The sequence below is a fragment of the Hymenobacter metallicola genome, assembly GCF_004745645.1.
In the GTDB taxonomy this organism is placed as follows: domain Bacteria; phylum Bacteroidota; class Bacteroidia; order Cytophagales; family Hymenobacteraceae; genus Hymenobacter; species Hymenobacter metallicola.
The window spans coordinates 33685-56537 of the sequence record NZ_SRMB01000001.1 but is presented as its reverse complement, the minus strand read 5'-3'; the positions used below and the strand labels follow the sequence as shown (position 1 = coordinate 56537).

Below are 22853 nucleotides of genomic sequence, written 5' to 3'. Positions count from 1 at the left end.
GCAAGTTACATATTTCCTAGCTCAACTACTAACTCCCCAGGCCCGCTTCCCGGCCTTTACCGGGATTCTGGCAAAATTTTCTGACCGGTGCCGCCTTTTGCCGTTAAATACTCTTCTTGGGCATTACCAATGGAAGTAAGCTCCACGGTAGGACCCGCATTTTCCGCTCCGTTTTTTTCCTATGCGCCTACTTTCTCCGCACGCGTTGCTGCTGGTTCTCAGCAGTCTGGTTTCCCAAGTTGCCCCTGCCCAAGCGCTTAAAGTCGATAAAAAAGTGGCTAAAGTCCTCAAGCAGGTCCGCCCCGACGATGTGAAGGCCCACATTCAGTACCTGGCCGATGATAAGCTGCTGGGCCGCCGCCCCGGCACCCCGGGCTACCAGATGGCTGTTGACTACGTTACCGGCCAGCTCAAAAGCCTGGGGGTGCAACCCGCCGGCGACAATGGCTCCTATGTGCAGCGGGTGCGCCTGCGCAAAGCCTTCAGCAACCTGGCCACCACTACCCTGCTGCTGCGCACCGGCGCGGAGGCGGCCGTGCCCCTGGCGGCGGGCAAGGAATTCGTGCTTTACCCCCATCCGGAAGAGGCGAGCGTGACGCTGGAGGCCCCGCTGGTGTTTGCCGGCTACGGCATCAGCGCCCCCGAGCTGCAGTACGACGACTACGCCGGCCTCGACGCCCAGGGCAAAATTGTGGTAGTGGTGCGCGGCGCCCCCCAGGCGTTTCCGTCCACGGTAGCCGCCGCCAGCCAGGATGTGCTGGCTATTCTGCAGAATGCGGCCCGCCACGGGGCCGTGGGCGTATTGCTGGCTTCGCGAAGCGCCAAAGCGCCCTTGCCCAGCTTTAAGGCCGGCGTCTTCAGCGTGCTGGGCGAGGACGGCAAAACGGCGGCTTCCCGCACCTTTGCTCCGGGCATCAAGGCGCTGGGCGTGGTAAACGCCGCCACCCTGCACACCCTGTTCCGGGCTGCGGCGGCCGATACCGGCACGACCTACTCGGCCCTGCGGAACGGCAAGCCCGCTTCGCTGGCTTTGCGCAGCACGGCCCGGCTTACCAATGCGTCCACGTATCAGGACCTGGACAGCTACAACGTGGTGGGCAAGTTTTCGGGCTCCGATGCGCGGCTGCAGAACGAGTACGTGGTGCACAGCGCCCACCTCGACCACCTCGGCGTGGGAGCCCCCGTGAAAGGCGACTCGATCTACAACGGCGCCCACGACAACGCTTCCGGCGTGGCCAGCGTGCTGGAAATAGCCCGCCTGTATGCCCGCCTGCCCCAGAAGCCCAAACGCTCGGTGTTGTTTGTGCTGCAAACCGGCGAAGAGCTGGGCCTGCTGGGCTCGGCGTATTTTGCGGCCCGGCCCACCGTGCCCAAAGACCAAATCGTGGCCGACATCAACACCGATATGCCCACCATTATTGCGCCGCTCTTGTCGGTGGTGCCTCTGGGCGTCCAGCATTCCACGCTGGCCGAGCCCACCAACAAAGCCGCCGCCTACCTGGGCCTGACCGTGGAAGCCGACCCCGAGCCCGAGCAAAACCGCTTTATCCGCTCCGACCAGTACAGCTTCGTAATGCAGGGCATTCCGGCCCTGCACATCAAGTACGGCAACAAAACGGCCGACGGTAAAAACGACCTGAGCAAAACTGTGCAGGCCTGGCGCGCGGCCACCTACCACAAGCCCCAGGACGATATGAGCGGCACTTTCGACTTCGAAGCCGGCAAAAAGTACGTGCAGCTCAACTTCCTCATCGGCTACCAGGTGGCCCAGGCCGAGCAGCGCCCCAGCTGGAACCCCGGCGACTTTTTCGGCACCCGTTTCAGCGGCAAGTAGCGGGGTAGCGGAAAGCTGGACCTGCTTTCAACACGGTGGTCATTCTAAGCACTGGGCAGCAGCTTCCTCCCCTGCGTGACGAGCCCCATGCAACAGACCAACGCCTTTTACTGCACTAGCGGTAAAAGGCGTTGGCGCGTTCCTAAACGGCGACGCAACCGACGAGAAAAACTCGGCGCGGTGCGCGGAAAGAGCCTACCTCACACCTCCGGCAGGCGGATATTCTCCAGGTAGGGCGTCAGGCCCCGGGGATGTTGAAAGAGGTGAATAAACAGGATGTGCTCCTCGCCTTTGCTGCGCCATACTTCGGCGTAAAAGTCGCCCAGAGCGTAGAGCTGCAACTCAAAACTATCCTGCCGCCGGTCGGACAAGAGGTGGCCGCGCCGACAAAGCAGGTCGGCTTGCTGGCCCATGGGCAACCGTTTGAAAGAGACTAGACGCATAAGGAGCTGACACAACCGGCCGGGCCCGGCGCGGGTTCCGCCGGCAGGTACTTCCCCGGAAAGTTCGGCAGCAGCTCGCGGATAACTTCTATTTTTCGCGGATTATTGCCCGCTCGTTCACCTTAGCTTCCTTGATGAAGACCCTCCGCTTCCCCCACCCGCTTGTCCTCTTAGTCGGGTTTATCCTGCTGGCTACGCTGCTGAGCTACGTGCTGCCCGCCGGCGAATTTACCCGCCACGCCGACGCCGCCACCGGCCGCGACGTAGTGGTGCCCGGCTCCTACCACCGCGTCCCCGCCACCCCGGTTTCCCCCCTCGACGCCATGGTGGATATTCCCAAGGGCATGGCCGATGCCGCCAGTGTTATCTTCTTCGTCTTTCTGACCGGTGGGGCCTTTACCGTGGTCGACCAGACCGGGGCCCTGCGCCGCGGTGTCGATTGGCTATTGGGCAAGCTGCGGGGGCAGGAGGTGCTGGTCATCCCCATCATTTCCCTGCTCTTTGCCACGATGGGCGCGCTGGAGAACATGCAGGAGGAAATCATTCCGCTGGTGCCGGTACTGCTGGTCCTCATGCGCCGCCTGGGCTACCCGGTCATTACGGCCGCCGCCGTGAGCATCGGGGCGGCCGCCGTGGGTGCGTCATTTAGCCCGCTGAACCCCTTCCAGGTAGGAATTGCCCAGAAATTGGCCCAGCTTCCGCTGCTGTCCGGCGCGGGGTTCCGGCTCACGTTTCTGGCCCTGGCCCTGGTACTCTGGATTGGCGGCACGATGCGCTACGCCGCTAAAAACCGGGTCGTGCCCGAGCTGACCGACGACGAAGCCGCTACCACCGGCGCGGGCCGCCACGGCCTTATCCTGCTGCTGTTGCTGCTCACCTTTGCCGTTTTCACCTACGGCGTGCTGAATCTGGGCTGGGAATTTGAGCAGATGGGCGCCTTGTTTTTCGTACTGGGCGTGCTGGCGGGCCTTCTTGGGGGCCTGGGCCTCAACGGCACGGCGGAGGCATTTATCCTGGGCTTCCGCGACCTGGCCTTCTCGGCCTTGCTCATCGGCTTTGCCCGGGCCATCTTCGTGGTGCTGGAGCAGGGCCATATCGTCGATACCATCGTCCATGGCCTGTCGGCGCCCCTGGCCCAGCTGCCCGTCACGCTGTCGGCCCTGAGCATGATTGGCGTCCACACGGCCCTACACCTGCCCGTGCCCAGCGTAAGCGGCCAGGCCGTGCTGACGATGCCCATTCTCACGCCCCTCTCCGATTTGCTGGGCCTGCCGCGCCAGGTAACGGTGCTGGCTTACCAGTACGGGGCCGGCCTGTGCGAAATCATCACCCCCACCAACGGGGCCCTGGTAGCCATCGTGGCCGCCTGCGGGGTGCGCTTCGACCAGTGGTGGAAATTTGTATTGCCCCTATACTTCGGCCTGCTCGCCCTGGCGGCTCTGGCCGTAATTATCGGCGTAGCCATCGGCCTGAATTAAGGAGCCGCTGTGCTACTTCTCCACGGTTCTTGTGAGTAAAGCAATTCGTCCTCTACGAAGGTAGCTACATGCTTCAACCGTCAAGCCCTAGTGTTGCTCCCTCATTACACGGCGCTCATTTATAACAACCAGCTCTTTTCTGTTAGAAGCAAAAAGGGCTGGTTGGTGTACTCAAGGGGCTCATCATTCATTGCTAAGCCGGCAGGGCCCAAATACTCAGCCTACCATCATACGAAGCACTAATAAGCTGACGGCTTTCCCTGAGCCAGGCCGTGGACTGCACAAAATCGTTGTGGGCCATTTCCTGCTGGCAAGTCCCGGTGGCCAAGTCCCAGACCTTCACCTTGCTGTCTTCCCCTCCACTAACCAGTCGACCATCAGGCAGTAACGTCAGCGTGCGGACGATTCCGTGATGAGCAGCCAAGGTGGTCAACACTTCCCAGTGCTGCAGACTGGCATCAGCTTGCCATATCTGAATCTGGCCGGCGTAGTTGCCCGCCAACAATCGTCGCTGCTCGGGGTCAAACAGCAGAGCGTGTGCCGGGGGTAAGCCGTGCCCGATACATTGTAGGCCGGTATTGCGCCGCCAGTTCCATAACCGCAGGGTGCCGTCTTCGGAAGAGGACACCAGCAGTTCGGCGGCCACGGGCACAGCTTGCCAAACCCAGTCGGTGTGCCCGGCTAACGAGTGGTGCACCTGCCCGAGCTCATCACTGATTTTGATAAGCCCATCGGCGGCGGTGCTGACAAAAAGCTGATCGGTAAGCCGGTGCAGGGAAAGAATGGTCGCAGGGTGCAGGTCCAAACTCCGCCGCAGCGTAAACCCCTGCGCATCCCGCCCCCACACTTTAACGGTCATATCCCGGGAGCCTGAGAGCAGCGTTTGCGCATTAAGCTGGCATAAACTCAGGATAGAATTCTGGTGGCCGGCTAGGTGCTGGCGCAACTCTCCGGTCCTGCCCCAGACCTTGATGAGTTTGTCGCGGCCTGCACTGAGCAGCTCTTCCCCGAAAGGCAGCACCTGCCAGATATAGCCCAGGTGGCCCGGCGCGAAAGGCACGGACTGGGGCACCGGTTGCGGGGTCGTTTCATAAAGAATGTCACTGCGCAGCACATATTTCTCCCCGGCTTCCAACTGCTCGCCCTCATGCCAGAGCCGATGGTCGAATACGATTAGGTCGCCCTTGGCCGGGTGGTATTCAGCCCACACCTGCGCATCGTCCTTGTTGCGGTAAAACAGGGTGCGGCCCCCGCTGAAGTCAGCAGCGTCGTTTAGATACACCATAAAGGTCAGGCGCGACTGCACGGTTTCCGACTCGTGGTACATCCCATCCAAATGCCGGTGAAAGTACTGGCCGGCGGCGTAGCGGCAGAAACGAAGCCGGGAATTAAGCTGCTTTAGTCGCCAGGGCTGGCCGGCGGGCTGCTCAGCGGGCAGTTCTGAGGGCAACATCGGCTCAATCACCGTAAAAAGCTGCCGAGCCAGGGCCTCACTATCGACAATGCACCGTTCGTTATTGCGGTAGTAGGTTGGATAATGCGTAGCCGCGGGCCGCAGTTGAGCCTTGATAGCAGGCGTCAGCAGCGCGTCGCAGGCGGCCGCGCTGAAGGCCCCAGGCACGATAAAACAGATCAGCTCAGTATCAGTCAACAGGTGACGCACTTGGGGAAAGGCCGCTTTCATAACCGAAGATGGGTAATTGTCAGCGTGGTTGCCCGCTGTACGAAATGAATAAGTCATTTTTCGAAAGCCCTGCTGGTGTTCTGGCGTGGCGCAAGTCCAAACCCGCCGTCCTCTGCAAAGTGCGAATCCTTCTAAACTGAAAAGCCCTTTCTCGTTGTGTCCGAAAAAGGGCTTTTTGGTTCTGATTAAAAGCAACGTAGCGACCCGCCGATTATCCCAACCGCAGCTCTTCGGCTTCGAAGACGCGCTTGACTTTGCGCTTCTTCTCGACTAGCTGGAAGCTGGCCCGGTGCTGGGCTTCGTTCCAGTACACGTCCGAAATCAGGCCGCGGTGGGCCGGGCGGCCGGGCTCGGGGTTGGCTTCTTCCACCAAGTCGCCGAAGCTGAATGGGGGCTTGTCGTGGAGCTCGGTGAACAGCTCACCGCTGACTTTGAACTGCTGCTCGTCGTAGCGGAGCAGAATCCAGTCTTCGGTTTCATCGATTTTCTCGAAGAGTTTGCCCATCGGCTCCAGCCACTCGAAGGTGCGCCGGTTGGCCGGATGAATGTAGCGGAAGCCGTAGTCGGGCGTCCAGGAATATAGACCGTAAGTGACGGGTTTCGGACGGGCCATGCAGGAGGAATAAGAGAAGAAATAAGCCTGGTACCGCCGCCTAAAGCGGGCTAAGCGGTGCCTAGGAAGGCTATTGACAACAACAAAACTCCGTCAATTATTCCCGTGAATCAATCTTTCCAGCTCACCCCCAGCTGCTCTTCACCCAGAACCGGGCAAGGACCAGAACCCGTTTTTGTACGGAGTAAAATCCAACTATATCCGCATAACTCCACTCTACCTCCTTGCCGTTCAAGTAATTCTGCTTTACCCGTGGGAGGGTCGAGTCAGTAATTGCATTCGTTAAACAAAGGGGGAACAATGAAAAAAGAAGAAATTCACTTAGGTGACTGGCAACGCATTATCCTGGGCAATGCCCCGGGCGAGTACATGGTGGAGGTCGTGCTCCGAACCCTGCTTATCTACGTCGTATTACTGGTGTTTATCCGGCTGCTGGGCAAGCGCATGGGGGCGCAGCTCACCATTACGGAAATGGCCGTGATGCTCACCCTCGGGGCCATTGTGGCCGTGCCCATGCAGATTCCCGACCGGGGTTTATTGCCGGCTATGGTCTTGCTGGGCACCGTGCTGCTGCTGCAGCGGGGCGTGAACCTGCTGGCCCTCAAGAACCGCAAGGTGGAAGTTGTGGTGCAGAGCGACGTGAGCCTGCTCCTGAAAGACGGCGTGCTGAATACCGAGGAAATGAAAAAGATGGGGATTTCGCACGAGCAGGCCTTTGCCCACCTGCGCTCCAAGGATGTGCTGCACCTGGGTGAGCTGCGCCGGGTATATCTCGAGTCGGGCGGGCACTTCAGCGTCTTCCGCTTCCCCGAGCCCCGCCCGGGCCTGAGCGTGCTGCCCGAGGCCGATGACCGGTTGCACAAGGAAGAGCACCGGGCCTCCGACCTGAGCGCCTGTCAGCACTGCGGCACCGTGGAGCCGGCCGCCAGGGCCCGCACCAGCTGCCGCAGCTGTGGCCACAAGGAGTGGACCTCCGCGGTAGTAACCAACGAACCAGTCCATGCCTGACCCGGCTAGGGCCAGCTAAATCCATTCAACAGTAACAGTCTTGTAGCCAGTAGTTATGAAGCCCGAAGAAATTCATCTGACCGATTATATGCGCATTATTCTGGGGCAGGTACCCTGGAGTTTCCTGTTGGAAGTAGCCATCCGCGCCATTTTCCTCTACGGCCTGATTATCGTCTCGATGCGCCTGATGGGCAAGCGCATGTCCTCGCAGCTGAGCCGCCACGAGCTGGCCGCCATTTCCTCCATTGCCGCCGCTATCGGGGTACCGATTCAGGCCCCCGACCGGGGCCTGCTGCCCGCCTTGCTCATTGCCGCCGTCATTGTGGGGGTGCAGCGCCTGGTATTTCGGGAGTCGTACCGCAACCGTACGTTTGAAACCGTGACCCAGGGTAAGGTAGCCGCCATGGTAGAAGACGGCTGCCTGCAGTACGATGCCATGCGCGAGTCGGTCCTCTCCCAGGAGCGCCTCTTTGCCGAGCTGCGCCAGAAAAGCATTGACAATCTGGGGCGGGTGAAGCGCGTGTACATGGAAGCCAGCGGGGCCTTTACCATCATTCCCCAGAGCCCGCCCCGGCCCGGCCTGACGCTAATTCCGAGCTGGGATGAGGACTTCCTCAAAGACCAGCACCAGGAGCCCGACACCTACGCCTGCTGCAACTGCGGCAATGTGCAGCACGCTCCCCAGTCGCCCACCACGGCCTGCCCGCGCTGCGAGCACCAGAAATGGACCCCGGCCATCTTGTGTGAGTAGCCCCGGCACTAGGCACGTAAATAAAAGCCGCGCAGAATGGCTCTGCGCGGCTTTTTCATGCGCGGCCGACTACTTGTTGGGCCTGGGCCACTAGCCGGTCGCGGTGCGCCGGGCCGTCGTGCAGGTGGGCAAAGGACAGGTGGTGCCGGGTTCCGTCGGTGCACTCTACAAGCAGGTCGGCCGCCCCGCTGGGCTCCACTGCGGCTACTTCGGCCCACGTAAACTGAAATTTCCGCCCCAGGAGGCGCAACCGGCCCCCAAACCCTTCGGCGTGCAGATGCAGATGACGCCGCCGGTTGATGTGGTAACTATTGAAGGCCAGCACCACGAAAAGCACCGCCAGCAGAAAATACAGATACGGCAACAGGTGAAATGTCTGGACGCCGCGGGCCTGATCGGCCACGTGGTGCCGGTGCAGAATGTGGTAGCCTTCCAAACCCAGAATGCCCGCCGCCGCCAGCTCCAGCCAGGCAATTTTTTCCTGGTGATGCGCGTGGTGCTGCAGGTGCCGCAACTCCCGCACCATCAGCCCCAGATAAGCCGCCCCGACCACAAACTCCAGGACGGTAACCGGAGTCAGCGGCTCTTGGCCCGTTACGGCTCCAATGGCGGTAGTCAGCAGCACCAGGGCCGGTACGATGTGCGACAAGGCCTTGCCGCGCTGCCGCCGGACGTGACGACGGTCGAAAAGCGTAATTCGTTCGGGGGCAGCAGGATCGGGCGCATTCATAGAAAGCAAGCACGGCATTTTCCGGCAGCTCCACAATGGCTGAGCCGGGCTAAAACGACAGTTTTATGGTTCAGCATCAGATGCTTTGCGGGCCGGGCATAACCTCAACACTATATTATCAGTTAGAAGCCGGTAACGACCCGCTGATCAGGTCGCCTTATCTGTTGCTTCCAATGCCCCAAACTGACCTATCTCCTGCCCCCACGCTGCAAGCCGGCATGGGAGCCCTGCCACACCCCCTTGGTACTACCTTTCGTGTATGGGCTCCGCACGCCGATGCCGTTTCCGTAGTTGGCCCCTTCAACGACTGGACCCCTACTGCGCACCCGCTTGCCCACGAAGCCGACGGCTACTGGGCCGCCGACATTGCCGGCCTCCAGCCGGGTACGGAATACAAATTCTGGCTGCGCACGGGCAAGCACGAGCTGACCCGCCACGACCCCTACGCCCGCGAGGTAACCCACTCGGCCGGTAACTCAGTGGTGCCCCGCCACGACTTCGACTGGGCCGACGACCAGTTTCAGATGCCGGCCTGGAATGAGCTGGTCATCTATGAGCTGCACGTAGGGACTTTCCACGCCCCCGACCCGGCGCGCCCCGGCACTTTTCTCGATGTGGTTGAGAAACTGGACTACCTGCGGGAATTGGGCATCAACGCCATCGAGATTATGCCGCCGACCGAGTTTCCCGGGGGCCGCAGCTGGGGCTATAACCCGGCCCACCCCTTTGCCCTGGAAACGGATTACGGCGGCCCTCAGGCGTTCAAGGAATTGGTAAAACAGGCCCACCGCCACGGCATTGCCGTGATTCTGGACGTGGTCTACAACCACTTCGGCCCCGGCGACTTGGACCTGTGGCAGTTCGACGGCTGGAGCGAAAACGACGGGGGCGGCATTTACTTCTACAACGACTGGCGGGCCGAAACGCCCTGGGGCCATAACCGCCCCGACTACGGTCGCCCCGAAGTGCGCCGCTACATTCGCGACAACGCCCTGATGTGGCTGGAAGACTACCGCGTGGATGGCCTGCGCTGCGACTCGATTTCCCACATCCGCAACGTGGATGGCTCCAACGACCCGGCCCGTGACCTGCCCGAGGGCTGGAGCCTGATGAAGTGGATCAACGAGGAAATTCAGGCCAAAATGCCCTGGAAAATCACCATTGCCGAAGACCTGCAGGGCAACCCCTACATCACCCGCGCCACCACCGACGAGGGTCAGGGCTTTTCGGCGCAGTGGGATGCCGCCTTCGTCAACATTGTGCGCGACGCGCTAACGACGCCCCACGACGCGGACCGCCACCTGCTGGCCGTGGCCGAAACCCTCGGGCAGACCTACAACGGCGACGCTTTTCAGCGGGTTATTTACACCGAATCGCACGACGAGGTGGCCAATGGCAAGTCGCGCGTGACCGAGGAAATCATGCCCGGCGATGCGCACAGCTGGTTCCCCAAAAAGCGCGCTACGCTCGGGGCCGCTTTGGTTTTCACGGCGCCCGGCATTCCGATGATGTTTCAGGGCCAGGAAATGCTGGCCGACGGCTACTTTTCCGACGACCAGCCCCTGGAGTGGCAGCACGCCGAGCAGCACCCGGGCCTGGTACACCTGTACCGGGACCTGATTCGGCTGCGCCGCAACCTCGACGGGCATACGCGGGGCCTGCTGGGCCAGCACACGGCGCTACTGCACGTCAACGACACGGATAAAATCCTGGCCTTCCGCCGCTGGGACCAAGGCGGGCCCGGCGACGACACCATCATTCTGGCCAACTTCGCCGACCAGACTCACCCGGCCTACACCATCGGGCTGCCCGCGGGCGGCCAGTGGCGGGTGCGCTTCAACAGCGACTGGCAGGGCTACGATGAAGAGTTTGGCAACTTCGAAAGCATCGATACCGAGGCCGCTGAAGGCGAATACGACGGGCAGCCCTTCCACGCTTCCTTTGGTTTGGCGCCGTATTCGGTGCTCATCCTTTCGCAGCAGGCAGCAGATTAGGGTTTTCGTGAGATAAACCGACCGTAGCGCGAACTACAAAGTTTGCGCTACGGCGTTTTAAACCTTGGAGCGAACAGCAAAAAATGCCGTTCAGGCGTATATCTTGCCGATCCACGCCAAAACCCACCGCATGCAAGTTCCGCTCCCTACCCCCGAAGCCACTTCGCCCGATGCCCTGCTTGTCGAAGTGGCCTGGGAAGTCTGTAATCAGGTTGGCGGCATCTATACCGTTATCCGCTCCAAGGTGCCGGCCACCGTCCTGGGCTGGGACGACCGGTATTGCCTGCTCGGCCCCTACTTTGCCCAGCAGGCCCAGAGCGAGTTTGAGCCCCTGGACGCCTACGCTTTCGACCAGCTACCGGCCGACGACCCATTTGCCTCGGCCGTGCGCCAGATGCGGGCCCAGGGCTACGAGGTGCACTATGGGCACTGGCTCGTAACGGGCAAGCCCCGCGTGGTGCTCATCAACCCCTACCAGGCGTACGACCGCCTTGGGCAAATCAAGGCTGATTTGTGGAATCACCACGGTATTCCAACGCCCGACCACGACGACTTGCTGCACCAGGTCGAAGCCTTTGGCACCCAGGCCAAGCACTTTCTGCAGTTGCTGGCCGGGGCGGTGGTGCCCCCATTCCGGGTTATTGCCCACTTCCACGAGTGGATGACGGGTGTGGCCATTCCGGATCTGCGGCGCGAGCAGGTGCCGTTGCACATCGTGTTTACCACGCACGCCACGCTGCTGGGCCGCTACTTGGCCATGAACGACCCCAACTTCTACGACCACCTGATGCAGGTGAACTGGGCAGCCGAGGCCGTGCATTTCAACATCGAAACCGCCGTGCGCATCGAGCGGGCCGCCGCCCACGGCTCCCACGTGTTTACGACCGTCAGCGAGCTGACCGTGCGCGAGTGCATCTACCTGCTCGACCGGATTCCGGACGCGGTACTGCCCAACGGCCTGAACATCGAGCGGTTTGTGGCTTTGCACGAGTTTCAGAACCTGCACCAGCAGTACAAGTCCAAGATCCACGAGTTTGTAATGGCCCACTTCTTCCAGAGCTACTCATTTGATCTGGACAACACGCTGTACCTCTTCACCTCGGGGCGTTACGAATACCACAACAAGGGCTTCGACCTGACCCTGGAAGCCCTGGCCCGCCTCAACTACCGCATTCAGCAAAGCGGGCTGGAAGGCCAGGTAGTCATGTTTTTCATCACTAAGCGCCCGTTTCACAGCATCAACCCGCAGGTGCTGCAAAACCGCGCCATCCTGGAAGAAGTGCGCGAAACCTGCGAGGCTATTGAGCGGCAGGTGGGCGAGCGGCTCTTCTACGCGGCGGCGGCCAGTGCCAGCACCGACCACCGCCTGCCCGATTTGAGCAGCATGGTCGACGACTACTGGAAGCTGCGCTACCGCCGCACCCTGCAAAGCTGGAAAACCACGAACCTGCCCCCGGTTATCACCCACAACCTGGTGGACGATGCCAACGACGACATCCTGAACTTTCTGCGCCGGGCCAACCTGGTCAATAACCAGCACGACCGGGTTAAAATCGTGTACCATCCCGATTTTGTCTCTCCCACCTCGCCCCTGTTCGGCATGGAGTACGGGCAGTTTGTGCGGGGCTGCCACCTCGGCATTTTCCCGAGCTACTACGAGCCCTGGGGCTACACCCCGCTCGAGTGCGTGGCCCGCGGCGTACCGGCCATCACCTCCGACCTGTCGGGCTTCGGCGACTACGTGATGGAAACCGTGCCCGACCACGAGGCCAAGGGCATCTACGTGGTAAAGCGCCAGGAAAAAAGCTTCGATGAATCGGCGGAGGAGCTGACCAACATGCTCTGGAACTTCGTGCTGCTCAATCGGCGGGAGCGAATTATGCAGCGCAACAATGTAGAGAGCTCCGCGGAACTCTACGACTGGAAAAACCTGCGCATCCACTACGACCGGGCCTACGCGTTGGCCTTGGAAAGACAGTAATTTCAGTAGATTAATACGGAAATTGCGCTCCGTATTAATTGCGTAAGCGCCGGTAATTGAATTAAACACGGGGTTGTTTTTATTCAATTACCGGCGCTTCATTATCTCTTACTTTTTTAAGTTGTATTTCCGTCTGTGTTTCGCCAACTCCGAATAGCATCCTTGTGCATTTTCCTGAGTGCGGGGGCAGCTGTTGCGCAGGAATTTTGGCTCTTACCACCCCGTTTTTTTGTAGAAGCAGGCGCTAAAATAAATCTGCATGTTTTTGTGGGCGAGAATTTTACTGGCAGCCGGTGGCCTGGTAAGCCCACTCGGCTCACCAGCTTTGTGCACTACGCCCCCAACGATACACTTGACCTTACCAAGACGGCCAGCCAGCATGACACGCTCAGCACCTCCGTAGAGCTCGTCCGGCCCGGGGTGCACCTGCTGGCTTTTAGTACCACCAACTCTTTTGTAGAGCTGGACGCTGAAACATTCAACACCTACCTGAAAGCAAATGAATTAGAGCGGGTTACGCATCTACGGCAGCAGCGCGGCGAAACCAGCAAGCCCGCCCGGGAGCTGTACCGCCGCTGTGCCAAAACGCTCGTGCAGGTGGGGCCCAGCCGCCTCGACACGGTCGGGACGCACGCTTGGAAAACGGGTCAACCCCTGGAAATTATTCCCGAGCAAAATCCCTATTCGCTTAAACCCGAAGCCTCCCTGACCTGCCTGGTGCTGTACCAGGGCACCCCCTTGCCGGCCACCCAGATCCAGATTTGGCAACGCGTAACCGGCCAGCCGACCCGGGTTAGCCGCTTCCATACTAACAAAAACGGCCGGGTGCTGTTTCGACTAAACGGTCCGGGCAACTACCTGGTAAGTTCGGTGTATATGGAACCGGCCGCCGACCGCAAAGCGGCGGATTGGCAGAGTACCTGGGCCACACTGACCTTTGGAATTGCCGGACGAGGCATGAAATAATTTCTATTTTTTGCCTACCTTGAGTGCCTTACAGGCCCTCTGTACTCGAATATTTTTTTCTTACCTTCGCAACTCTATTAAACTCGAACCACCGACGGCATGAAGTACTCGATTGATAAAAAGGAAACTTACACGATTATCACCATTGACGAGAAGAAGCTCGACACCACTGTAGCTCCGGACCTGAAATCGGAATTCGTGAAGCTGAATGCTGAAGGCATCAATAACCTAATCCTGGATTTGAGCAACGTGAAGTATACCGATTCGTCGGGCCTGAGCTCTATCCTGATTGCCAACCGGCTGTGCAACTCCACCGGCGGCCTGCTTGTACTCACCGGTCTGCAAGACCACGTCATGAAGCTTATCACCATCTCCAAACTGGAGTCGGTCCTGCACATTCTGCCCACCGTGGAAGAAGGCATCGACCGGATTTTCCTGCACGCCATCGAGCGGGATTTGACTAGCAAAGAGTAGTTTTTTAGAAGCTGTGAGCTGTTGGCAGTTAGCTGTTAGTTTTTTCAGACTAGCGACTAACGGCCAGCAGCTTTTTCTTTTTCTCATCTTTAAAAAAGCGAACAGCCATCCGCTACTAGCTACCAGCTTATTTTGGAGTTTGAGTTGAAAATCCTGGGCAGTGCCTCGGCCACTCCCTTTCTCAATCGGCATCACACGGCGCAGGTGCTCACCGTCGGCAACCAGTCGTACCTGATTGATTGCGGCGAGGGCACCCAGCGTCGGTTAGTAGAGTACAAAGTGCGGCATCAGCGCCTGCACACCATCTTTATTTCTCACCTGCACGGCGACCATTTCTTCGGCCTGTTCGGGTTGCTGTCGACCATGCACCTGCAGGGCCGCACCGAGCCGGTGCAGCTTTTCGGCCCGGCCGGCCTGGACGAGGTTCTGACCACGCAGTTCCGGCACTCCCACACCCAGCTGTCCTTCGACCTGCAGTTTACCGCCGTCGACCCTGAGCAGCACGCCCTGGTGTACGAAGACCGCCTGCTGACGGTGCACACCCTGCCCATGCGCCACCGTATTCCGTGCTGCGGCTACCTGTTCCGGGAGAAGCCCAAGCGCCGCCACCTCGACAAAGCCCGCCTGCCCGAAGGCCTCTCGCCGGCCCAGCTCAGCCGCCTGGCCCAGGGCAACGATGTGGTAGATGAGCACGGCACGGTGCTGGTCAGCAACCAGGCGGTAACCACCGCGCCCAACCATTCGCGCAGCTACGCCTACTGCTCCGATACGCTCTACACCGAAAGCCTGGTCCCCCTGGTGCACGACGTAGACCTGCTTTATCACGAAGCCACTTTCCTGGATGATATGCGGGAACGGGCCGCCACCACGCACCACTCCACGGCCCGGCAGGCCGGCTTGTTTGCGCAAAAAGCCCGGGCCCGCCGGCTGCTGATCGGCCATTTCTCTTCCCGCTACCGCGACCTGGAACCGCTCTTGCGCGAAGCCCAAACGGTATTTGAGCCGGTCGAGCTGGCGACCGAGGGCAAAACGGTCAGCATTCCGGAGTAGGAGCAGAACCTAAAATTGATAATTAGGGTGTATGCGCAACAAGGGGAAGTTTTACATCATTGTTTTGGCAGCAGTATGTATAGCCGGCGTAGCCGAGAGTGTTGTTGAAGCTCTCACTTTCGATGATGCGCGTTATAACTACCTCAAAACGCACCTGCCCAGAAATCGTGACCTCGCCTCTATTTGCGGGCCGAATGCTTCGCTATCAGCGCTGCCCTCCCACAGTATCTATTTAGACTCCGCCATTTACAACACCAATGCTACTGGCCCTTGGGGAGAGGCATATGTGAAAGCCACATTTCTCAGACAAGCCAACAGCTGGGTATTAAGATCCACTATAATTTCTCATCGTTGATTCTGGCTGACTCTCTATTGTCGGCCTGCGTTCCTGCCAAAATACTCCCTCTTGAAAACCTACGCCCATAAAAAGACGCAGCTCTACCTCGTGCTCAGCGGCATTTTCATTGTCAATGCGTTGCTGGCGGAAATCATCGGGGTTAAGATTTTTTCCCTGGAACCCCTCATTGGCCGCGCCGACAACCTGACGGCAGGGGTGCTGATCTGGCCGGTCGTGTTTGTCACTACCGACATTATCAATGAGTATTTCGGCAAGGAGGGCGTGCTGCGCGTGAGCTATCTGACCGCCGCCCTGATTCTGTTTGCCTTTCTGGTAATCTACGCCACTACCAAGCTACCACCGGCCGCCTTCTGGCTCGACGTCAACAGCAAAGACCCCCAGGGCCAGCCCATCAACATTGACTTTGCCTACCAGATGATTTTCCGGCAGGGCCTGGGCATTATTGCCGGCTCGCTCACGGCTTTTGCCGTTGGGCAGGTGCTCGATGCTACCGTGTTTCAGGCCCTGCGCCGCGCTACCAAAGGCCGCCTGGTATGGCTGCGCGCCACCGGCTCTACGCTCGTGTCCCAGCTCGTGGACAGCTTCGTGGTGCTGTTCGTGGCGTTCTACGTCTTCGGCAACTGGAGCTTCGACCAGGTGCTGAGCGTGGCCAATACCAACTACTGGTACAAATTCGCGGCGGCCATTCTGCTCACGCCCGTGCTCTACCTGGCGCACTTCCTGATTGACCGCTACCTGGGGGAAGAGGAAACGGCAGAGCTGCAGCAGGAAGCAGTAGCGGATGTGAGTGTATAGTCAAGTAAAGCTTTTCTAATTTTTACGTTTTGATGCGCGCAACCGCAATAGTAATCGTTCTTGGGCTGCTGCCCCAGGTGGCCCTAGCCCAGATATTCAATAAGTATAAACCTGGCTCTTACATACTGGCCGACAACCGCCAGGCGCGGCACTCGGGCCAGCTGCTTCTGGCCGGCGACAAGTTGCTGGTCAAAAACCCAGACGGTAAGAAAATGCGTTACGAACCGCTCGACGTGTATTCTTTCCAGATTGAAGGACAGAAATACACGGTTGCCAGCGGCTTTAGCATTGGCTCGGGACTGCAGTCCGATTACCGGGGCCGCAGCTTCGTGGCCCTGCTGGACAGCGGCCAGGTGCTGCTGATGCGCTACAACTACGTGCTGGGCGCTACCCGGGTCAACAGTAACGGAACCGTCGATGGGCCCGGCCCGGAGCAGCACGTCTACTTAGTGCGCGGGGCCCAGAGCTACAGCTCGCCCACGGTCATTTCTTCCCGCGGCTCCGCCAAAGACCAGGCCGCCCTCAAGGCGGTCTTAAGCTCGTATGTAGCGGCCCGGCCAGATCTGGCGAAGCTCTTGGCCGAAGACAAGGTGTTTGTCGGTAACCTACGGGCTTTTATCCATGCCCTGAATACCAACCAGCCTTTTCGTTAATACTGCTGCCCAGCACCGCTGCTTACGGCTTGGCAGCGGCCCCCAAGAGCTGTAAAGTCTAATTCCTGGTTTAACTTCGTGGCACCTGTTCTGCTTTAGCAGGAGCATATACCGCTTTTTTCAATCGGCTTTACGCCTAGGCAAGCCCAAGGATCAACTTCAGAGGCCGGCATTTATTTGCTCTTTCCTATTGCCAATGCGCACGTTTTTGCTGTTTGCCGGTCTGCTTTTTCCCCAGCTGGTGTGGGCCCAGTTCAACTCGTTTGAGCCCGGCTCCTATGTATTGGTCGATAACCCCACGCAGCGGCTGGAGGGCGACCTGAAGCTGCGGGGCTGCACTGAGCTACTAGTGAAGAATGCCAAGGGCAAAACTACCCGCCTGTCGCCCGAACAAGTGCAGTCGTTTCGGCTGGGACGGCAGAAATTCATTACCGCCGGTGGCTTTCCTGTCGACAAAGGCCTGGACGGCGACACGATTCCCAACGCTTTCGTCGAGCAGCTCGACAGCGGCCAAGTTGTGCTCATGCGCCTGCACTACATCGTCGATGGCCCGATGATGCTGGGCACCAATGGCAGCCCCATGGGCGGGGGCAGCAAATCCTACACCCTGCACTTGCTGCGCCGGGCCGGGGAATCGGTCATTACGCCCCTGCCGGCCAGCGGCTTGAGCAACGGCGGCCAGAAATTTCGGGATGCGCTGATACCCTATCTTACCACTCGTCCTGATCTGGCGAAGCTGGTAACGAACAAGCTTGTCAATACCGATAACCTGCTGGTCATGATTCGGGCTCTTAATACGGGGCAGCCTTGCGACTGCGCCATCTCCTACACCCACTAATCCAGCTTTTTTCTTTTCTCCCATGTCCCGCATCCTTACTGGCATTCAGAGCACCGGCCGCCCGCACTTAGGCAACCTGCTCGGCGCCATCCTGCCTGCTATTGAGCTGTCGAAAAACGCGGCCAACGAGTCGCTGTACTTCATTGCCGACCTGCACTCCCTGACCACCGTGCGCGACGCCGAACTGCTGCGGCAGAACACCTACGCGGTGGCGGCCGCCTGGCTGGCCTGCGGCTTCGACACGGAGAAAAACCTGTTCTACCGGCAGTCGGATGTGCCCCAGGTAACGGAGCTGACCTGGTACTTGTCGTGCTTCACGCCCTACCCCATGCTGGCCAATGCCCACTCGTTCAAGGACAAGTCGGACCGGCTTTCCGATGTGAATGCGGGCCTGTTTACCTACCCCGTGCTCATGGCGGCCGACATTCTGCTCTACGATGCCGAGGTAGTACCCGTGGGCAAAGACCAGATTCAGCACCTGGAAATAGCGCGCGACATTGCCTCTACCTTCAACAACCGCTACGGCGAAACCTTCGTGCTGCCCCAGGCCCGCGTAGACGAGCAGCTGATGACCATTCCCGGCCTCGACGGACAGAAAATGAGCAAGAGCTACGGCAACATCATCGACATCTTCCAGGATGATAAGGCCCTGCTTAAAACCATCCGCGGCATCATCTCCGACAGCACCCCGCTGGAGGACCCCAAAAACCCGGATACCGACACGACTTTCAAGCTATTTTCCCTGTTGGCGTCCCCGGCCGAAGTAGAGGAGATGCGGCAGAACTACCTGCGCGGCGGCTACGGCTACGGCCACGCCAAAACGGCGCTGTACGAGGTCATCCGCACGCGCTTTGCCACCGAGCGGGAGCAGTTTAATTTCTACATCAACAACCTGCCCGAGGTAGACAAACGCCTGGCTGAAGGTGCCCGCAAAGCCCAGGCCTACGGCAGCGACGTGCTGAATAAAGTCCGCGAGAAAGTCGGCTACCTGCGGCGGTAGGCGGCAGCCCGCGTGTCATGGCGAGCGTAGCGAAGCCATCCGTCTTCTGCGCAGTAGACACATTCTTTTTACCAGAAAGCCCTCAACCGTACCAACGATTGAGGGCTTTTCACTTTAGAAGGCTCCGCCCATTTCAGCGGACGGATGGCTACGGCTTACATCTCGCCATGACCCGTCTGTAGCACTCCACCACAACCTCTAATAAAGCAGCCCGTCGACGGAGTGGTGCTGCTCACTGGAGAAGCTGAAGCCGACTTTGCTGCCGCGGCTGACCTGCTGGTTTTCGACTTTCTGCTTGACCGTGATTTTTTGAATGTCCTGCATGGGCGGGGCAATCAGGTCGTTGTTGACGGCCGCAATCATGGCGCTTTCCACGAACAGGCGCAGCATATCGGCCGTAATCAGGTTATCGGCCATGTCGTTGTCGGGCAGTTCGAGCTGCTGCACACCTTCGAGGTAGTAGTGGTTTTCGATGTTGATCAGCAGCCGGCCTACCAGGTAGCCCGGGTCATTCATGCGCTGATACTTGATGCTGTCGGCCATGAAGTTGTAGGCCATGATATGCCCAAAAAACCGCCGCCGAAAGTCTTCCTCCACGTATTTCGACGCCATCGGGCCGTAGTCTTCGGCAAACGTCACGATGTTGGAATGCATTACAAAGATGAGCAGGTCGCCGCTGAACTTGATGTGGAATTCCATGTCGTTCACGGGCCGGTATTCAATCAGCACGTTCGAATCAACGGGCGTGATCTTGCGGCTGAGCTCCACGACGAGCTCCTGCGACACGAGGCGCAGCATGTCGAAAGCGGCGCGGGTGTTGCGGAAAATGGCTTGCTTGGCAATCGACTTCTGCTGCAACCCCTCGAAAATCTGGTCGAGGCGGTCGGCGGGAGCTTCCGTAGGCGAGCCGGGGGCGGCCGTGGGCAAGTTGTCGGTAGCCGTGGCCCCTACTGTCGCTTCGGGCGTTTTCTCAACGATAGGTTCGGGAGCGGGAGCAGTGGGCGTGGCGGCCGGATTTTCGACCAGGGATGTTACAGTTGGCGGGGTCGTATGGGGCATGAGACAGAGCAGTACGATGAACAAAAAGGCTCCTTTACAACCGGCAGCAGCCTGATTCTAAGGTGTCCAAATGGGAATTTAAGAACCCGCAACCCGTAGTTGCAAGGCTCTTCACTGCTTTTACCTACGCAAATAGACAGTTTCGCAGTTGTATCCAACTTCTTATTCCTGGCCTGCAATTGCTCTGTCAGTGTGCTCACCCAAGTGGGGCGGCGGCGACAGCACCGGAGCTACTGACCAGGCCGAGCTTCGAAACGCCACCGTACGAAGCCCCTGAAAAGGAGCTTCCCCGGCCGGCAGCAGCATCGGTTGTCCGGACTCGGCCGCCAGGGCCTCTCCCACCGTGCGCACGGCGCCGGCCGGCACCCCAAGCTGCTCCAACGCCGACAGCAGTTCGTCGCCATCTACTTCGGCTATGCGCGCTTGCAGCAGGCTTTCCAGAGCAGCCCGGTGCGTTACGCGGGCCTCGTTGGTCTGAAACCGCGCTTCCTGGGCCCACTCCGGCCGGGCCAGCGCCTGGCACAGGTGCCGAAACTGCCGGTCGGCCCCCACGGCCAGCACTAAGCTACGGCCGTTGCCCGCCTTGTAGACGGTGCCGTAGGGCACAATGCTCGGATGCCCCGAGCCCAGGGGCTGCGGGTCGCGGCCGGTAACGAGCCAGGTTGCGGCTTGGTTGGCCAGCGAAGCCAGGGCGCTATCAAGCAACGATACCTGCAGCAGGGCGCCTTCGCCGCGGCGGGCCCGGTGGTACAAGGCCGTCAGCAGCCCTTGCTTGAGTTGGTGGGCCGCCAGCAGATCGATCATCGCCACGGGCATTTTTTGGGGCGCCTGCCCGGGCAGAGCATTCAGGTACATAAAGCCCGCTTCGGCCTGCAGGACGGCATCGTAGCCCGCCCGAGCCGTACGAGGGCCGTAGCCGGTAAGGTGGGCGTAGATAAGTTGCGGGTTGCCCTGCCGCAAGGTGGCGTAGTCCACGCCCAGTTTCTCGGCGTCGCCGGGCTTATAGCTGGCCAGGACGATGTCGGCCTGGGCGGCCAGCTGCTGCACCTGCTGCCGGCCCGGGGGCGTCGTCAGGTCCAGCACAATGGAGTGCTTGCCCCAGTTGGCGCAGCTGAAATACGCCGATACATCCGTGTCGGGGGCTTCAGCGCGGGTTTTCCAGGTGCGGGTCACGTCGCCGGCGGGGGCCTCCACTTTTAACACCCGGGCGCCCAGTTCAGCAAAGAATTGTCCGACCTGCGGCCCGGCCAGGACGCTGGCCAGCTCCAGGATGGTGAGGTCGGCAAAGGGTAACGCCGAGGCCGGGGCCTCGGTAGAACTGGAAAACGACATGGGGTGTTTACCTGTTGAATACGGTTGTAGGGAGAACGACCAGGCCAGTACCGGTCCACCAGTGTTTGGCTTCCGGCCTCTGAACACAAATCTACCCGGTTTGCCGTATTGCCGACCGCCGTCGGCAGAGCTGGGCAGTCAGCCTTGGAAAACCTGTATATTTACTCCCAAATCAAGCTGTTTGCTGGCCGAAAAACAGGGTCAGCCTTTTCTCACTACTATTTAGCTGAACCTTGAAGTTTTCTGATTTTAATCTCCACGACGACCTCCTGGCTGGCGTGGATGCCATGAACTACGAGAATGCCACGCCCATTCAGGAGCAAGCCATTCCCAAAATTATTGAAGGCAAAGACCTTATCGCCTGCGCCCAAACCGGCACTGGCAAAACGGCGGCCTACCTGCTGCCCCTGCTCGACAAGATTTCCCACGCCAAGCACGGCAATACCTCCACCCTGATTCTGGTGCCCACGCGCGAGCTGGCTACCCAGATTGATGAGCAGGTAACTGGCTTTGGCTACTTCGTCGAAGCCAGCAGCATTGCCATCTACGGGGGTGGCAAAAGCGAAAACTGGGAGCAGCAGAAGCGCGCCCTCACCAGCGGCGCCGACATTATCATCGCCACGCCCGGCCGGCTGATTGCCCACCTGCAAATGGGCTACGTCAAGTTTGACCAAATCAAGTACCTGGTGCTGGATGAGGCCGACAAGATGATGGACATGGGCTTTTCGGACGATATTCTGAACATCGTGCGCCAGCTGCCCAAAGAGCGGCAGACGCTGCTGTTCTCGGCCACGATGCCCAATAAAATCCGGGATTTCTCGAAGCAGATTCTCAACGAGCCCGAGGAAATCCGCCTGGCTGTATCCAAGCCCGCGGCCGGCATCGACCAGCAGTTCTACATGGCCTTCGACCGCCAGAAGATCTACTTGCTCGAGCACCTGCTCAAAACCCAGGAAGTGCAGAGCATGGTGCTTTTCACCTCGCAGAAGGCCGCCGTGGCCGGCATTGTGCGGGCTATTAATAAGCTCGGCTACGTGGCCCAGGGCATTTCTTCGGACCGCACCCAGGAGGAGCGCGAGAAGATTATGCGCGACTTCAAGAACAAGCAGTTCCCGATTCTGGTAGCCACCGACGTGCTCAGCCGCGGCATCGACATCGACTCGCTCAGCCACGTGGTGAACTACGATATCCCGCGAGCAGCGGAGGATTACGTGCACCGCATTGGCCGCACGGCCCGCGCCGCCACCAAAGGCACGGCCATCACCTTCATTGCCGATCAGGACCAGGACCGGGTTGTCAAGATTGAAAAGCTGATTGAGCGCGAAGTCGAAAAGCAGACCATTACCGAAGAACTCGGCCTGGGTCCTGCTCCCGAGTTTGACCCCAAGCGCTTCAGCGGCCTGCGCGGCAAGATCGGGGGGCGCCCCGACGGCCGGAGCGGGCGTGACGGCCGGGGCCCGCGCCGCGAGGGTGATAAACCTCGCGAAGGCGGCGAACGGCGCCCGGCTAGCCGGGGGCCGCGGCGCGAAAGCCACCCCGCCCCCGCCGCTGAGGCAGGCGCTTCGGTAGCCGAAGCAGGAACCCCAGCAGTAGCCCGGGAAGCCCGGCCGCCGCGCCCACCCCGTGCCCCGCGGCCGGAAGGGGAGGCCCGCCCGCCACGTGCCGAAGGAGAAGCCGGCGACAAGCCCAAGCGTCGTAAGCGCGGGGGGCGCAACCGCAGTGGCCGTGGGCCTCGCCCCGAAGGCGCTTCGGCTGAAACCACGCCTCAGGCCACGCCTGCCGCTCCTAGCGCTGAGTAAATACCTTTCCGCA

General features: G+C 59.9%; 20 protein-coding genes. 14 read left to right on the top strand and 6 right to left on the bottom strand.

Features of this window, described 5'->3' with window-relative positions; translation table 11 throughout:
* Positions 1-181 precede the first annotated feature (181 nt).
* Positions 182-1834, top strand: a complete 1653-nt coding sequence (locus E5K02_RS00240) for a M28 family peptidase (RefSeq protein WP_135391301.1) — start codon at positions 182-184, stop codon at positions 1832-1834.
* A gap of 200 nt (positions 1835-2034) precedes the next feature.
* Here E5K02_RS00240 and E5K02_RS00235 read toward each other — a convergent pair whose 3' ends face one another.
* Positions 2035-2277: a hypothetical protein gene (locus E5K02_RS00235; protein ID WP_135391300.1), complete on the bottom strand. Its 243-nt coding sequence runs from the start codon at positions 2275-2277 to the stop codon at positions 2035-2037.
* Between the two features lie 134 nt (positions 2278-2411).
* Here E5K02_RS00235 and E5K02_RS00230 point away from each other — a divergent pair, with 134 nt between their 5' ends.
* On the top strand, positions 2412-3755 hold the full coding sequence (locus tag E5K02_RS00230; protein ID WP_135391299.1) for a YfcC family protein: 1344 nt from the start codon (positions 2412-2414) through the stop codon (positions 3753-3755).
* A 193-nt stretch (positions 3756-3948) separates the two neighbouring features.
* Here E5K02_RS00230 and E5K02_RS00225 read toward each other — a convergent pair whose 3' ends face one another.
* Complete coding sequence (locus tag E5K02_RS00225; protein WP_167856218.1) at positions 3949-5439, bottom strand: 2OG-Fe(II) oxygenase; 1491 nt, start codon at positions 5437-5439, stop codon at positions 3949-3951.
* Between the two features lie 211 nt (positions 5440-5650).
* A complete protein-coding gene (locus E5K02_RS00220) occupies positions 5651-6052 on the bottom strand; it encodes a DUF6960 family protein (protein ID WP_135391297.1) in 402 nt (133 codons plus the stop codon).
* Between the two features lie 300 nt (positions 6053-6352).
* Here E5K02_RS00220 and E5K02_RS00215 point away from each other — a divergent pair, with 300 nt between their 5' ends.
* Positions 6353-7060, top strand: coding sequence for a DUF421 domain-containing protein (locus tag E5K02_RS00215; RefSeq protein ID WP_135391296.1), 708 nt, complete (start codon positions 6353-6355; stop codon positions 7058-7060).
* Between the two features lie 55 nt (positions 7061-7115).
* Entirely contained in the window at positions 7116-7811 is a 696-nt protein-coding gene (locus E5K02_RS00210) for a DUF421 domain-containing protein (protein WP_135391295.1), read from the top strand.
* Positions 7812-7866: 55 nt separating this feature from the next.
* Here the strand turns inward: E5K02_RS00210 and E5K02_RS00205 are convergent, their stop codons facing one another.
* On the bottom strand, positions 7867-8541 hold the full coding sequence (locus tag E5K02_RS00205) for a hypothetical protein (protein ID WP_135391294.1): 675 nt from the start codon (positions 8539-8541) through the stop codon (positions 7867-7869).
* A gap of 173 nt (positions 8542-8714) precedes the next feature.
* On the opposite strand from E5K02_RS00205, the gene E5K02_RS00200 reads away from it, so the two are divergent.
* The 9 genes from E5K02_RS00200 (at position 8715) to trpS (ending at position 18650) form a co-directional block, all read left to right on the top strand.
* Entirely contained in the window at positions 8715-10535 is a 1821-nt protein-coding gene (locus tag E5K02_RS00200) for an alpha-amylase family glycosyl hydrolase (protein WP_240737085.1), read from the top strand.
* Positions 10536-10665: 130 nt separating this feature from the next.
* Positions 10666-12516 carry a glycosyltransferase gene (locus tag E5K02_RS00195; RefSeq protein WP_135391293.1) on the top strand — a complete coding sequence of 617 codons (1851 nt, stop codon included), beginning with the start codon at positions 10666-10668 and terminating at the stop codon, positions 12514-12516.
* Between the two features lie 135 nt (positions 12517-12651).
* Positions 12652-13482 (top strand): DUF4198 domain-containing protein, encoded by an 831-nt coding sequence (locus E5K02_RS00190; protein ID WP_135391292.1) that lies wholly within the window; start codon positions 12652-12654, stop codon positions 13480-13482.
* A 99-nt stretch (positions 13483-13581) separates the two neighbouring features.
* Positions 13582-13956 carry an STAS domain-containing protein gene (locus E5K02_RS00185; RefSeq protein ID WP_044002696.1) on the top strand — a complete coding sequence of 125 codons (375 nt, stop codon included), beginning with the start codon at positions 13582-13584 and terminating at the stop codon, positions 13954-13956.
* 132 nt (positions 13957-14088) lie between these two features.
* Complete coding sequence (locus E5K02_RS00180) at positions 14089-15006, top strand: ribonuclease Z (RefSeq protein WP_135391291.1); 918 nt, start codon at positions 14089-14091, stop codon at positions 15004-15006.
* Between the two features lie 406 nt (positions 15007-15412).
* The gene (locus tag E5K02_RS00175) at positions 15413-16159 is read left to right on the top strand and encodes a queuosine precursor transporter (RefSeq protein WP_240737084.1); all 747 of its coding nucleotides are present in this window, start codon (positions 15413-15415) and stop codon (positions 16157-16159) included.
* 32 nt (positions 16160-16191) lie between these two features.
* Entirely contained in the window at positions 16192-16812 is a 621-nt protein-coding gene (locus E5K02_RS00170) for a hypothetical protein (RefSeq protein ID WP_135391289.1), read from the top strand.
* Positions 16813-17008: 196 nt separating this feature from the next.
* Positions 17009-17650, top strand: coding sequence for a hypothetical protein (locus tag E5K02_RS00165; protein WP_135391288.1), 642 nt, complete (start codon positions 17009-17011; stop codon positions 17648-17650).
* A 22-nt stretch (positions 17651-17672) separates the two neighbouring features.
* Positions 17673-18650 carry a tryptophan--tRNA ligase gene (trpS, locus tag E5K02_RS00160; RefSeq protein WP_135391287.1) on the top strand — a complete coding sequence of 326 codons (978 nt, stop codon included), beginning with the start codon at positions 17673-17675 and terminating at the stop codon, positions 18648-18650.
* 198 nt (positions 18651-18848) lie between these two features.
* Here the strand turns inward: trpS and E5K02_RS00155 are convergent, their stop codons facing one another.
* Entirely contained in the window at positions 18849-19709 is an 861-nt protein-coding gene (locus E5K02_RS00155) for a hypothetical protein (protein ID WP_240737083.1), read from the bottom strand.
* A gap of 162 nt (positions 19710-19871) precedes the next feature.
* The gene (locus tag E5K02_RS00150; RefSeq protein ID WP_135391286.1) at positions 19872-21041 is read right to left on the bottom strand and encodes a CaiB/BaiF CoA transferase family protein; all 1170 of its coding nucleotides are present in this window, start codon (positions 21039-21041) and stop codon (positions 19872-19874) included.
* 287 nt (positions 21042-21328) lie between these two features.
* Here E5K02_RS00150 and E5K02_RS00145 point away from each other — a divergent pair, with 287 nt between their 5' ends.
* Complete coding sequence (locus E5K02_RS00145) at positions 21329-22840, top strand: DEAD/DEAH box helicase (RefSeq protein WP_167856356.1); 1512 nt, start codon at positions 21329-21331, stop codon at positions 22838-22840.
* The last annotated feature ends 13 nt before the right edge of the window (positions 22841-22853 follow it).

Bases quoted from the DNA above. Each gene is read 5' to 3' on its own strand.
- E5K02_RS00240 (WP_135391301.1), top strand. From the start codon at position 182: ATGCGCCTACTTTCTCCGCACGCGTTGCTGCTGGTTCTCAGCAGTCTG.
- E5K02_RS00235 (WP_135391300.1), bottom strand. From the start codon at position 2,277: ATGCGTCTAGTCTCTTTCAAACGGTTGCCCATGGGCCAGCAAGCCGAC.
- E5K02_RS00230 (WP_135391299.1), top strand. From the start codon at position 2,412: ATGAAGACCCTCCGCTTCCCCCACCCGCTTGTCCTCTTAGTCGGGTTT.
- E5K02_RS00225 (WP_167856218.1), bottom strand. From the start codon at position 5,439: ATGAAAGCGGCCTTTCCCCAAGTGCGTCACCTGTTGACTGATACTGAG.
- E5K02_RS00220 (WP_135391297.1), bottom strand. From the start codon at position 6,052: ATGGCCCGTCCGAAACCCGTCACTTACGGTCTATATTCCTGGACGCCC.
- E5K02_RS00215 (WP_135391296.1), top strand. From the start codon at position 6,353: ATGAAAAAAGAAGAAATTCACTTAGGTGACTGGCAACGCATTATCCTG.
- E5K02_RS00210 (WP_135391295.1), top strand. From the start codon at position 7,116: ATGAAGCCCGAAGAAATTCATCTGACCGATTATATGCGCATTATTCTG.
- E5K02_RS00205 (WP_135391294.1), bottom strand. From the start codon at position 8,541: ATGAATGCGCCCGATCCTGCTGCCCCCGAACGAATTACGCTTTTCGAC.
- E5K02_RS00200 (WP_240737085.1), top strand. From the start codon at position 8,715: ATGCCCCAAACTGACCTATCTCCTGCCCCCACGCTGCAAGCCGGCATG.
- E5K02_RS00195 (WP_135391293.1), top strand. From the start codon at position 10,666: ATGCAAGTTCCGCTCCCTACCCCCGAAGCCACTTCGCCCGATGCCCTG.
- E5K02_RS00185 (WP_044002696.1), top strand. From the start codon at position 13,582: ATGAAGTACTCGATTGATAAAAAGGAAACTTACACGATTATCACCATT.
- E5K02_RS00170 (WP_135391289.1), top strand. From the start codon at position 16,192: ATGCGCGCAACCGCAATAGTAATCGTTCTTGGGCTGCTGCCCCAGGTG.
- E5K02_RS00165 (WP_135391288.1), top strand. From the start codon at position 17,009: ATGCGCACGTTTTTGCTGTTTGCCGGTCTGCTTTTTCCCCAGCTGGTG.
- trpS (WP_135391287.1), top strand. From the start codon at position 17,673: ATGTCCCGCATCCTTACTGGCATTCAGAGCACCGGCCGCCCGCACTTA.
- E5K02_RS00155 (WP_240737083.1), bottom strand. From the start codon at position 19,709: ATGCCCCATACGACCCCGCCAACTGTAACATCCCTGGTCGAAAATCCG.
- E5K02_RS00150 (WP_135391286.1), bottom strand. From the start codon at position 21,041: ATGTCGTTTTCCAGTTCTACCGAGGCCCCGGCCTCGGCGTTACCCTTT.
- E5K02_RS00145 (WP_167856356.1), top strand. From the start codon at position 21,329: ATGAACTACGAGAATGCCACGCCCATTCAGGAGCAAGCCATTCCCAAA.